At 55.9% G+C, this 12,380-nt stretch carries 7 protein-coding genes and 6 pseudogenes; 6 read left to right on the top strand and 7 right to left on the bottom strand.

Annotation, left to right across the window (positions count from 1 at the left end; genetic code table 11):
- Nucleotides 1–2 precede the first annotated feature (2 nt).
- A pseudogene (gene tnpA, locus N2599_RS34695) lies at nt 3–381 on the bottom strand (IS66-like element accessory protein TnpA).
- Nucleotides 382–724: 343 nt separating this feature from the next.
- Here tnpA and N2599_RS34690 point away from each other — a divergent pair.
- The gene (locus tag N2599_RS34690) at nt 725–1,210 is read left to right on the top strand and encodes a GntR family transcriptional regulator (RefSeq protein WP_084606768.1); all 486 of its coding nucleotides are present in this window, start codon (nt 725–727) and stop codon (nt 1,208–1,210) included.
- Nucleotides 1,211–1,575: 365 nt separating this feature from the next.
- Here N2599_RS34690 and N2599_RS34685 read toward each other — a convergent pair.
- Nucleotides 1,576–1,722: pseudogene (locus N2599_RS34685) on the bottom strand (transposase); the annotation flags it as partial.
- 35 nt (nt 1,723–1,757) lie between these two features.
- Nucleotides 1,758–2,627 (bottom strand): hypothetical protein, encoded by an 870-nt coding sequence (locus N2599_RS34680; protein ID WP_027513844.1) that lies wholly within the window; start codon nt 2,625–2,627, stop codon nt 1,758–1,760.
- A gap of 340 nt (nt 2,628–2,967) precedes the next feature.
- Here N2599_RS34680 and N2599_RS34675 point away from each other — a divergent pair.
- A pseudogene (locus N2599_RS34675) lies at nt 2,968–3,319 on the top strand (IS6 family transposase); the annotation flags it as partial.
- A 53-nt stretch (nt 3,320–3,372) separates the two neighbouring features.
- On the opposite strand, the pseudogene N2599_RS34670 reads toward N2599_RS34675, so the two are convergent.
- The 3 genes and pseudogenes from N2599_RS34670 to N2599_RS34660 all read right to left on the bottom strand — a co-directional run.
- Nucleotides 3,373–3,789: pseudogene (locus tag N2599_RS34670) on the bottom strand (IS6 family transposase); the annotation flags it as partial.
- A gap of 41 nt (nt 3,790–3,830) precedes the next feature.
- Nucleotides 3,831–4,581, bottom strand: a pseudogene (locus tag N2599_RS34665) (IS6 family transposase).
- A gap of 319 nt (nt 4,582–4,900) precedes the next feature.
- Nucleotides 4,901–5,875, bottom strand: a complete 975-nt coding sequence (locus N2599_RS34660) for a LysR family transcriptional regulator (RefSeq protein WP_027513896.1) — start codon at nt 5,873–5,875, stop codon at nt 4,901–4,903.
- A gap of 1,314 nt (nt 5,876–7,189) precedes the next feature.
- Between N2599_RS34660 and N2599_RS34655 the strand changes: the two genes are divergently transcribed.
- From N2599_RS34655 to N2599_RS34645, 3 genes are all read left to right on the top strand, one after another.
- Nucleotides 7,190–8,095 (top strand): LysR family transcriptional regulator, encoded by a 906-nt coding sequence (locus N2599_RS34655; protein WP_027513895.1) that lies wholly within the window; start codon nt 7,190–7,192, stop codon nt 8,093–8,095.
- Between the two features lie 175 nt (nt 8,096–8,270).
- Nucleotides 8,271–8,822: a sugar O-acetyltransferase gene (locus N2599_RS34650; RefSeq protein WP_027513894.1), complete on the top strand. Its 552-nt coding sequence runs from the start codon at nt 8,271–8,273 to the stop codon at nt 8,820–8,822.
- 125 nt (nt 8,823–8,947) lie between these two features.
- Nucleotides 8,948–9,580, top strand: a complete 633-nt coding sequence (locus N2599_RS34645; protein WP_143534257.1) for a tyrosine-type recombinase/integrase — start codon at nt 8,948–8,950, stop codon at nt 9,578–9,580.
- Between the two features lie 117 nt (nt 9,581–9,697).
- Here the strand turns inward: N2599_RS34645 and N2599_RS34640 are convergent.
- A pseudogene (locus N2599_RS34640) lies at nt 9,698–10,448 on the bottom strand (IS6 family transposase).
- 411 nt (nt 10,449–10,859) lie between these two features.
- On the opposite strand from N2599_RS34640, the gene N2599_RS34635 reads away from it, so the two are divergent.
- Entirely contained in the window at nt 10,860–12,296 is a 1,437-nt protein-coding gene (locus N2599_RS34635; protein ID WP_027513793.1) for a glycoside hydrolase family 15 protein, read from the top strand.
- Nucleotides 12,297–12,380 lie beyond the last annotated feature (84 nt).

The following is a 12,380-nucleotide window of genomic DNA, read 5'->3' as shown; positions in this document are numbered from 1 at the left end:
ATTCACCGCAGCGCCTCCAGTCCGCGCAGGATCCGAAGCAGCGCTTCAACGTCGACATCGCGTCCCACGATCACACGGCGACCATTGGCGCTGACAACCTCCATAAGCCCACTTTGTGCCGTCGAAGAATTGGTCCGGCGCAACAACCGGCATGCCTGGCTCCGGGACCAACAGTGCAGGAATAAACCCTTCACTCCCCCGGCCATCGCCGAGCCGTCCCTCGCGAGCGGCTTTACGCCAATCGTTCAACTGAAAGCGTGTGATCCGATGACGACGTGCTGTTGCCGTGACCTGACGCGGGGCGGAATAGCTCTCCGCCACGATCGCAAGTTTGGCCTCGTTGCTGAAACGGCGACGCCGCCCGCTATCGACAATCTCCATACGGCCAACTTGCGGCCGCTTCTCTATCGTTAAAACCACGGTTCTCACACTGTCTATATTGACGCCTATATAGACAGAACATCCAGTTCGCCTCACTTCTCAGCAAGGCGCCCTCCTCGGAGGCGTACGGACCACGGATTGCTTCGGCTGTTTCATCTTCATTGTTCCGAGGCCCTAACAATTTCACTTCGCTGGAGATACAACCTAACCAAGAAAAATCTCGATCGTCTTGGTTTAATTATGAATCGATCGTTTATAATCTGAAAATACCACCTTCTGAGTTGACTTCCGCACACCGCACAAAGCCTATATCGCTCCTCTATTATGTAAGTGGAGACTTGCGATGGCAAGAAGTGGTGAAACATACGAAATGCTGCGGAACGATATAGTCTCAGGGAGATATCGACCAATGCATCTCTTTCATCCCAGGCAATTATCCGAGGAACACATGGTAAGCGTTGCCCCTATAAGAGAGGCTATGCTCAGGCTCCATGAACGCGGCCTCCTTCGGTGGGAGCGCAACCGAGGGTTCTTCGTAGAGAAAATTAATAGCTCGACCGCGTTGTTTCATCTGGATCAGTTGGGATCACATTATATCTATGCAATTGGCCGATTGAAAGACAATGGCAATACAATAGAATTGGATATCGAAAGCTGCAATCGAGACAACGTCGAGAATTACAAACGCTGGCAAGATTCGTTGGTTGCTGCAATATTTTCCGATTCAGAACGGGATGTTGTAAGTGGAGCGTGGTACAAAATATGGATTTATCGAAATCATTATTTAGGAGATGCCGAGATTATAAAATATAAGTATAACTCTCATTGAGAAAGCAACAAACATGATCAAAAAAAGAAACTACAACGACGCTATCCAATTAACAGAAGATTTGTTCCGGTATATAATCGACAAAGTTCCAAACATACTATTGAGCTTGAATAAATTGTAGATCATATCAGTGGGCGCTTATCCGTAGTTGTGCGAATGCTTAAGGTGAACTCCATCTCTCCTACCGTGCTTTGATCACTCCCATATGATCGGGGTCGGCGCACGCCCAGACAGGCTCCACACCAGAGTTGTGTCCATAGTGTTCTGCAAATTGGGATCATCGCCGCTGGCATTTTGGCGGACGGGCGCGGCGCCTCAACAACGCAAGCGCCCGGCCCGCCGTCATCGGCCTTGGGTTCGTCCAGCTTGCGTAACATCTCCTTCTTGTGCTCGGCCAGATGCTCCATGTTGAGATAGCGCATGGCCTCCAGCCAGGTCTCATGCGTCTCGGCAGCCAGCGCCCGCACCAGCCGCAGACAGCTCTGCGCATCGGGGAAGATCCGCACCACATGGAAAAGAACTGTTCTGCCTCACCCAGCCATGGAGCTCAACGTCCCGCGTCGGAGCGCTCTCTGCTTCTGAAGGAAGCTACTAGGTCCGTTCGGGCTTGATCGGAGACTTGGCTGATGGACCCCGTGGTTCCTAAGGCGTGCCCGACCACCAGCTCAAACGATATCGGCGCGTCTAGGTGACGACGGACTGAAGCCTCAATAGCCGTTATCCTCCGGTCCAAATCCGGCTCTGCTACACGCTCCGGGCGAGGAATCCCTTCCAGCTGTTGCTGTAGATTGGCGCCGAGAATTAAGCCAACTCGCGCCCTTTGATCTGCATCTAAGTGGCCATACCCGTTGCATATGGCACTATGAGCGGACTCATGGGCGCCGTAGACATTAGGAGCCTCAAGCAATTCAATGGCGCGATTGACAAGGCGATTTTTATCTTCACCATCGAACTTGCCAAGGTCGGTCGCAACCAAGTTGATTGCGACAGCTTGGTTGATCGGATCCAGGTCCAGGATTCTATTGACGAGAGCAGTACGCGTCTCAGGTGGTAGAAAATCAGCTATATGACCGCTTGCTGCAGTTTGATACGTCGATACCCAATCCGAACCGTGCCCGGCTTCGGCCAAGTTTGCGTTGTGCAGATCGTTGGCTGATCGTCCGAGTTGGTTGTTCCGCCTGTAAAATTTCCCGAGGTCAGTTTCTTGCCCATCGGCCGTCCAGACTGCCTGTGGCGCCTGCACGGTTTTCAAAAGCCCAAGATTGCGTGCCGTTTCCCGCGGGTCAGCGGTTATTAGGCGTTCTGCAATATTGGTTACTAGCTCTACTGGAAGGTCAGAGAGGTGAGTGGGTACGGCGTTCTCGCCGTCAAGGGATGAACTTTCAGCTGTACGTGTCCGTTTGCTATCGAGATCCATTGGTCGACTCCGAAGTCAGTTAAACTACTTTATTATGCTAGCTTCGAAAGTTGGTCTGCTAAACCGATATAGCGTTACATTTGTAGTCCTGAAGAGCCTTCTGTTGCCCCCAAGTTTTATCCAGTTTTCAGTTCGCTCCAGCAGTTTTTGTGAAGTGCACCCCCAAATGTGGGTCAGCGGGAGCTGGAATTTTCCGGGGTTATGGCTCAGTTCGGCGGGGATGCCGATGAGCCGTGCCGGGGAAGCCTCCCGAGATTGTTGGGTAAAACCGCTGCGGCGAAGTGAATCAGGTCTCTGAAACCATGGGCGGAGCGCAGCAAAATATGCTCTAATCATGGTGATGTCACGTTGTCAGCGGCTTAACGGTTGTCTGGTAATAGGTTGGGATGAACAGTCCGGCCGTAAGCTACAAGAACCACCGCTTTCCACCGCAGATCATCGCCCGTGCGGTCTGGCTGTATTTTCGGTTCCCTTTGAGCCTGAGGATGGTCGAGGAGATGCTGCTGGAGCGCGGTATCGTCGTCTCCCATGAGACGATCCGGAGATGGGGTCGCAAATTCGGAACGGCTTATGCCAGGCAGTTGTGCAGAAAGAGGCCTTCGCGAAAGGATATCTGGCATCTGGACGAGGTGGTGATTTCCATCGGCGGCCGCAAACATTGGCTCTGGCGTGCCGTTGACCAAGACGGTTACGGGCGATGTCACGTTGTTTGATCAAGGTCGGAACAAGGCGCTTGTGTGAGACGTCAGGCGGTTGCGCCGGTCACGGCTTTCCACTGCGCCATTGCGCGGATCCGATGGATGTGGATGGCGAGGGCTGAGTTTTTCTGGTGCGGGGGGACGAAAAGATTTCGGAGTGCCGAAAAGATCGATATGAACCGTTGCAAGCCGCCGACGGATCGAAATCCCTGCATCATCCGCTCCCGTTTTCGAAGCGGCACGTGAGAATTCTCGGCCCGATTGTTCAGGCCCTTGTGCGATCGATGTTCGACGGCGGGCATCACCTCCCGTCTTGCAGCACCATATGAGCGCAATTTGTCGGTGACGATCCGCTTCGGCGTCAGGCCTTGCTTCTTCAGCAGCCTGACCAGCAATCGCCTGGCGGCTTGGGTATCGCGGCGGGCTTGAACGATCTCGTCGAGAACGTAACCGGGCGATGTCACGTTGTTTGATCAAGGTCGGAACAAGGCGCTTGTGTGAGACGTCAGGCGGTTGCGCCGGTCACGGCTTTCCACTGCGCCATTGCGCGGATCCGATGGATGTGGATGGCGAGGGCTGAGTTTTTCTGGTGCGGGGGGACGAAAAGATTTCGGAGTGCCGAAAAGATCGATATGAACCGTTGCAAGCCGCCGACGGATCGAAATCCCTGCATCATCCGCTCCCGTTTTCGAAGCGGCACGTGAGAATTCTCGGCCCGATTGTTCAGGCCCTTGTGCGATCGATGTTCGACGGCGGGCATCACCTCCCGTCTTGCAGCACCATATGAGCGCAATTTGTCGGTGACGATCCGCTTCGGCGTCAGGCCTTGCTTCTTCAGCAGCCTGACCAGCAATCGCCTGGCGGCTTGGGTATCGCGGCGGGCTTGAACGATCTCGTCGAGAACGTAACCGTCTTGGTCAACGGCACGCCAGAGCCAATGTTTGCGGCCGCCGATGGAAATCACCACCTCGTCCAGATGCCAGATATCCTTTCGCGAAGGCCTCTTTCTGCACAACTGCCTGGCATAAGCCGTTCCGAATTTGCGACCCCATCTCCGGATCGTCTCATGGGAGACGACGATACCGCGCTCCAGCAGCATCTCCTCGACCATCCTCAGGCTCAAAGGGAACCGAAAATACAGCCAGACCGCACGGGCGATGATCTGCGGTGGAAAGCGGTGGTTCTTGTAGCTTACGGCCGGACTGTTCATCCCAACCTATTACCAGACAACCGTTAAGCCGCTGACAACGTGACATCACCGACCCGAGCCCTCTTCCTGGAATTTCGCTTGACCATTGCCGACCGCCCCGGGGGCGGTCGGCCCGCCTTCCAGCTCTTTGTCAGAACAGTCTGCGGGCTTGTCTCACATTGCGGGCATTGACCAGTTGCCTCCATCACGTGCATTTCGGAGCCTCATAAAAATTTCACGGTTTTGTGGCGGAGGCTTTATACTGTTCCATTCTGGCGATATAATGTTCCGAGTATCACCAATCTCCCCCACCTCGCAGACATCGCTGTAGAAAAAACGGCACAATGACATCGATGACTGCCGATAGCATGTCAATTACCTGGTCGTCACTCCCGTGCTGCGGCGGTAATTTCGCGCCGTAGCCAGCCATGCTCTCGGTCGCGGTGGCAACGCTCGTGCCAGATGAGCGCCACTTCGTAGGGAGATAGTTCCAAAGGTGGAGTGACAACTGCAAGTGGCAGCACGGAGGCGATTCGGGTGGCAACGCGGCTAGGTACAACCAGCACCAAGTCGGTCGCCGCGATAATAAGCGCCCCCGTCAGTACATTGGAAACCACGATGGGATCACAATCCGCCACGCTCAGCTCGGTCAGTCCATCATAGATCTTATGGAAGCGGTCGTCGTGCTGCGAGGCAATGGCGACGTGGCGCAAGGCCGCGAAACTTTCTAAAGTCCACTCCTGTTTCAGGACCGGGTGGTCGCGGCGAATGAGGCAGCTAAAGCGGTCGGCGTAGAGCCTGCGCCGCAAGTAGCCAGGCGGAGCAGCGCCAATCTGCCCGACCGCCAGATCGATCTCCCCTTGCTCCAGGCGCCGCAGTGCGTTGGCCAAGACCACATCGGTGACCATGTCGAGATGAGGGGCACCCTCGCGCAACCGCGGCAGGAGGCGCGGCAACAGAACTAACGCTTGGTGATCGGGAATGGCCATCGTTACCTTCCATCGCCATTCCCTTGGAGCGACGCTGCAGTTCACCGTTTGTCGAATCGCATCCAACACCGAAGGCAACATTTCAGCTAAGCGTTCAGCCATGAGCGTTGGAACCAAACCGCTCAAGCCGCGAACCAGTAGATCGTCATTGAACATGCCCCGCAGCCTTGACAACGCTCGGCTCATCGCTGGTTGACTCCGGCCAACATGCTGGGCCGCGTGGGTTATGTTGCGGTATTGAAGCAACGCCCCGAGATCCACCAGTAGGTTTAGGTCGATGGACGCCAAGTTCGGCATCTGCGGTCGCTGTGCGTCGTCGCCACCGATGGTCAGGCGCGTCGTATGCGGCCGCTTCCAAGCGGGCTGATCCATGAGTCTCTCCTCGGGAGCTGGTGTCCTCGCGCCACATCCTTAAAGTCGAGGCCGTTGTAACTTTAACGAACGCCGGAGGAGCTTCTTGGCAACGCCATTAAGTTGGAGCGTAGGTTAATTTTTGTGGAGTCCTGGTCACTGACTCTGCTCAGCCGTGCACGGCACCGCGAACCCTTGAGTGAGGCATACGATAGGTCTTGATCGTGCTCGCAGGGAATGGCCTGGAGATTGGCGGCTGACGCCATATTTGCGGAACGGCTTCGAAGCCCAAATGATCCGCTATGAGCCCAACCCACCTTAAATTACTCGTCAGGCCTACCTTGATACATCTGAGGCCGGGATTGCCAAACATATCTTCATTGCAACCGTGCCTGTTGAGGTGTGATTGGCTTTCCATCCTTGCCCTCCGAACATACTCGGCCTTCTTCTAAAGGCATTCGGCAAGTCTGGGAAATCGACTTTTCGCATGATAGCCATCCATGCTTTAGATGGATGCGCGACACCTCGGAAGTTGGCCGATTCAGACCCGAAGGATAGAAACCGCCAGTACCATAGTCGCGTCGCACTTTCTGTCGAGTCGCAGCTTAGTGAATGGGGGCGCCCCTGGTGCACCTACCTACACGGCGTTCTCGGCCATACCCGGAGCACATGATGCCATATGAACTTTGCATGGAAAGAGCGGCAGAGTGGACACTATATGACCGCTCCCCTGATCTAATTACCGGAGAGACGCCAACGATATACGCAGAAATTCGAGCCCAGAACTGAACCGCATCGTCGGCGGCTGATCCTTTTCACGATTGACTGCCTCATGAAGCGATCCGCTGCGGAGCGAATACGAGTACTCACCCGCGACCACGGCAAGGTGGTGACTACGGTTCGGGCTTGAGGCCTGAAAGCGCACCATCGTTCGTCAGGACGTCACTTTATCAACTTGGCGAAAAGGGCGTTTCGCCAAGTTGAGCCAGAACGAGGAAAACGAAAGTATGCATTTTGAAGCGTGGATGCGTGGCAAGCCAGGCACAGTACTATCTTTGTGTCGTAGATGGAATGGTCGTGAACGATCGCACGCTCCGGCAGTGTCATGTCTTGAACAACCCTCCCCGGCAAGCAACGGCACTCTGAGCTCTGACGCCGACGCTAGCACGTCCGGTGGCTCAACCGTCCTTGGTGTCGAGCACGGTCATTGGAATTGTAGTGCCATAGTGTCTGCAGCCGTAGACCGTCATCGCCGCAGGCCTTTTAACGTCTTTCCTGCAGTGGCTGAAGTTGTTGTGTGCATGGTATTAGTCCGCGCAATGGATAAGTCGGGCAATGCGTTTTAAGGGTCTAGATTTAAATCTCCTCGTCGCGCTCGATGCTGTGATGACTAATCGAAGCGTTACCGCAGCTGCGCGCAGCATCAACCTCAGTCAACCCGCCATGAGTGCAGCCATCGCACGGCTCCGCACCTATTTCGGCGACGAACTGTTCATCATGCGGGGCCGCGAATTTATTACAACGCCTCGTGCTGCGGGGCTCGCTTCCGCCGTTCGCGAGGCCCTGCTGCACATCCAATTCTCCATCGTTTCCTCAGATCCGTTCAACCCATCAAAATCGGAGCGCCGTTTCAGAATCATCCTGTCCGACTTCATGACACTCGTGTTCTTTGAGAAGATCGTAGCACGAGTGGCTCGGGAGGCTCCCGGCGTCAGCTTTGAGTTGCTGCCTCTCCACGACGATCCAGGCGAGCTTCTTCATTGCGGCCACGTCGATTTTTTAATTCTTCCTGAGTTGTTCATGTCGAGCGCGAATCCCAAAGTGAAATTGTTCAATGAAACATTAGTGTGCGTCGGCTGCCTGACGAACAAGCAGCTGGCGCGGCAGCTTTGCTTCGAGAAATACATGTCTATGGGGCATGTTTCGGTTGCCTTCGGACGCACGCATGGGCCCTCGATCGAGGAACGGCTATTGCGCGGGCACAGTCTCAAGAGACGTATCGAACTCATCGTGCCCGGTTTTACCTTGATCCCGCCCTTACTGTTGGGAACGAACCGTATAGCGAGCATGCCGTTGCGGCTGGCCAAGCGCTTTGCAAAAACGCTACCTCTTCGAATCATCAAATTCCCCCTGCCTCTTCCTCCGTTCATCGAGGCTGTCCAGTGGCCCGCCCTTTACGACACGGATCCTGGAAACAAGTGGATGCGGGAGATATTGTGCCAGGAGGCCTCACGCATCTAATCTCGACCGGAGCGTCCTTCGATCGCCCTATGCTAAACATTGGCGTGTACCCTGCTAGGGTTATGAGATGGGATTTATTCAAGACGAGCGGGCTTCAGCTTCTAATCTCTCTCCAGAAGGGATATGGATGCTGTATGAGGACTAACCACCATCCAACACGATCGGAGGAGAAAGAATGACACGCAGTCAAAAAGATAAGATGCTTGCGGGCGAGATGTACAATGCCGCGGATCCGGAGATCCAAGCCGACCTGTTGGTCACCGGAGCTTGGCTGAAGCGGTACAATGATACACTAGGGGCGCCTCCCGAGCAGTGGCATGTGCTCCTCTGCGAGCGGCTAGGAGAGGTTGGGCATGGAGCGGTTATCCGTCCGCCCTTTCACTGCGATTACGGATTTAATATCCGGATCGGAGCCCACGCGTATCTCAATTTCAACTGCGTCATCCTTGACGTGGCCGAGGTGACGATTGGCGAAGGAACCACAATCGGGCCCGCTGTGCAGATCTATACCGCCGATCACCCACACGATCCCGAGCAGCGGCAGGCTGGGCTTCAACTCGGACGACCCGTGTACATTGGCAGGGGCGTCTGGATCGGCGGCGGAGTAATCATTCTCCCGGGCGTTACGATTGGCGACCATGCAGTCGTGGGCGCGGGAAGCGTAGTCACGCGAGATGTCCCTGCAGGGGCAAAGGTCGTAGGAAATCCAGCTCGCGCCAAGGGCTGAGAAGGTCCCAGACTGGCTTAGTCCCCTCTTCAGGCTTGTCAGCTTCAATACGCTCGCGGTCCTTGTCGGCCAAATATGTCAATCGCGCACGCCGGTTCGTTGGTTTCCTGGTGGAATACGGGGCGGTGACGCCGTCTACACGTGAGCTGCCAGGTGTAGACCTTCACGAGGTGCAAATTGGTGCTTTCCAGACTTGGCTGAGACGGCATCGGGGATATCCGAGCGCACCGTCCGTCGCCACGGTCGTATGGTCATGGCTGCTTGCCGACCTCGGTCCTGATCCAAAACTGTACGATGCCCGTCTTGTTCGGCAAGTGATTCTTGACGAGGCCCAGCGCAGTTCGCGCGCCAACCTCAAGACGATGACGATGGCGTTGCGAGGCTACCTCAAGTATCTGGCTACCCAGGGTTTGTGCCAACCGGGGCTTGATCAGGCCATACCGACGGTCCCGCAATGGCGGTTATCGGCCTTGCCGCTCTACATCTCCACCGCCGACGTTGATCGGGTGGTTGCGTCGTGCGACGTCACGACACCGATGGGCATCCGCGATCACGCGGTTCTGCTGCTGCTCGCACGTCTCGGCCTGCGCGCCGGCGACGTTTCGAGCATGTGCCTTGAAGACATCGACTGGCGAGAGGGCACTTTATGTGTCCGCGCCAAGGGCCGCCACGAGATCCGGCTTCCGCTTTCCCAGGATGCGGGTTTCGGTAATTCGCGGACAGGGGTTCCATTAAATCCCGGACAGCGATTTCACTAAATCCGGGACAGCATTTCCGCTAATTCGCGGACAGCGATTCCGGTAAATCCCGGACAGTCTTTCGGGGCGATGTCACGTTATTTGATCAAGGTCGGAACAAGGCGCTTGTGTGAGACGTCAGGCGGTTGCGCCGGTCACGGCTTTCCACTGCGCCATTGCGCGGATCCGATGGATGTGGATGGCGAGGGCTGAGTTTTTCTGGTGCGGGGGGACGAAGAGATTTCGGAGTGCCGAAAAGATCGATATGAACCGTTGCAAGCCGCCGACGGATCGAAATCCCTGCATCATCCGCTCCCGTTTTCGAAGCGGCACGTGAGAATTCTCGGCTCGATTGTTCAGGCCCTTGTGCGATCGATGTTCGACGGCGGGCATCACCTCCCGTCTTGCAGCACCATATGAGCGCAATTTGTCGGTGACGATCCGCTTCGGCGTCAGGCCTTGCTTCTTCAGCAGCCTGACCAGCAATCGCCTGGCGGCTTGGGTATCGCGGCGGGCTTGAACGATCTCGTCGAGAACGTAACCGTCTTGGTCAACGGCACGCCAGAGCCAATGTTTGCGGCCGCCGATGGAAATCACCACCTCGTCCAGATGCCAGATATCCTTTCGCGAAGGCCTCTTTCTGCACAACTGCCTGGCATAAGCCGTTCCGAATTTGCGACCCCATCTCCGGATCGTCTCATGGGAGACGACGATACCGCGCTCCAGCAGCATCTCCTCGACCATCCTCAGGCTCAAAGGGAACCGAAAATACAGCCAGACCGCACGGGCGATGATCTGCGGTGGAAAGCGGTGGTTCTTGTAGCTTACGGTCGGACTGTTCATCCCAACCCGTTACCCGACAACCGTTAAGCCGCTGACAACGTGACATCACCCTCTTCCGGCTCTATCGGGAGGAGAAGCTGACGGTGCGCGCGAGGCGGGCGTAAGCGAGCGATCGGCACCGAGCGGTGCTATTCTCGGATCTGACAGCTTAACTGGCGGTTGATGATAATTTTTAATTTTGACATATATCTACAATTCATCATTGCATAACAACAAAGATCAAGCTAAGAATGTAACACATCATCGCCAAATGATCTATGAACCCGCTTTTGGTCGAGGGTTTCTTGAGGAAGTCGTCGTGCAGAGGGGGCTGGCTGTAAAGTACCTCGGCTAACCATCTGACGTGAAACCATAAATACGCTGTACGGAAATTATTAGGAGCGCATCGCCGCCCGTTCGTCCGCGATTTTTCTTCTATCTGGTCCCGGCAAGTCTCAACCGATTTTGGAGTGAGTCAATGACAGTTGCATTATGGAGTCAGCCAGTTGCGGACCCGGCCTATGCAGGCCCGACTATCGGCGCTTATGCGCCTGCAGTCAAACCGGCGCCCGCCTTCGCGCAGACCGATCTGGTTGCATTGTCGCGCTATTTTTCTCTTCTGATGATGCGCAACATCACAAGCGATGGCTATGTCATCGAGGATCCGGCATCGTCCAGCGTCTTTTCGGTCCCGGGCTGCGTCATCGCCGCACCCTCCTATCCAGTGAACACGCCGGGTGTCGACCAGGACTATGTTTTCAACTGGGTCCGCGATGGAGCTATTACGGCCATCGAGATCGCGCTTGCCGGCTTGTCGCCCATTCCGGGCGGAGGTGTGCCAAGCCTGATCGACTACGTGAACTTCGCCGCGCTCTGTCAGGCGAATGCGAAGAATTCGGCGACCGTCTCACTTGGCCATGCCTGCTTCACCATCACCGGTGAGGTTCGTCCGTGGTCGGAGCAGAATGACGGGCCGGCCATTCAGTCGATTGCGATCCTGACCTTGTTCGATCAGCTGGACGGTTCCACGCAGACAATCGCCAAACAATTGGTCGAGACGAACCTCTCTTATCTTCTCGAAGTTTACCAGGACAAGACCACAAATCTCTGGGAGGAATATGAGGGCTATTCCTTTTTCGCAAGAGCCGTACAGTTGCGCTTTTTCCGGGAAATTGCCAGAAACACGATTGGCATTGCGGTGCCTGCCGGGGTGGCCGATGCCATCTCTTGGCTGGAAATCCAGCTGGCTATCCACTGGAATGGGCAGCTCTATGTGAGCGTTCTGGATGCCGCAGCGCAAGCCGGTTACGACGCCAACATCGATATCGTCTCTTCGGTCTGCTATGGCGGGATCGAGCCGACCGATACCAAGCTTCTGGCAACGGCGGCCATCCTGCGGCGCCAGTGGGCCGATCCTTCGTCTTCGAACTATTACCCGATCAATGGCGCCGACGCAGCCAAAGGACTCGGTCCACTCTTCGGGCGCTATCCAGGCGACCATTACGATGGCGATGTGGCGGCTCCGGTGGTCGGCGGGCATCCCTGGGCTCTGTGCACCGCTAACTTCGCCGAGTTTCAATATCGGCTTGCCAATGCCATCGAGGCCAGCGGCGCCATCCCTCTCGATCAGTTTTCTGAACCCTTCTTCGCGGAACTGGGTCTTGGCGCATCCAGCAGCGCCGCCGACGCGTCGGTTGCCTTGCGGGCTTCGTCTGACCTCATGCTGCGCGCCATCGTCTATCACAGCGATCACTATGAACTGAGCGAACAGTTCGATGGAACCACTGGCTATGAGAAAAGTGTCCGGAACCTGACCTGGAGCTACGCCTCTTTTCTCTCTGCAGTCAGAGCCCGCTCCGGCGGCGCCCTGGCCGCCAAGGCCAAACCCCGAAAGTCGCGCGTCCCAAGATCATGACGATTTCAGGCACGTCCGGCCTGAAATCTCGATTGAGCCCAGAGCGGCGTGATCGGCAAAGCCTGATGCCGCTTTCCGGAAATA

It is taken from the genome of Rhizobium sullae (assembly GCF_025200715.1).
Taxonomy (GTDB): Bacteria; Pseudomonadota; Alphaproteobacteria; order Rhizobiales; family Rhizobiaceae; genus Rhizobium; species Rhizobium sullae.
The sequence above is the reverse complement of the archived record's forward strand: the minus strand, read 5'-3'. Positions and strand labels throughout refer to the sequence as shown.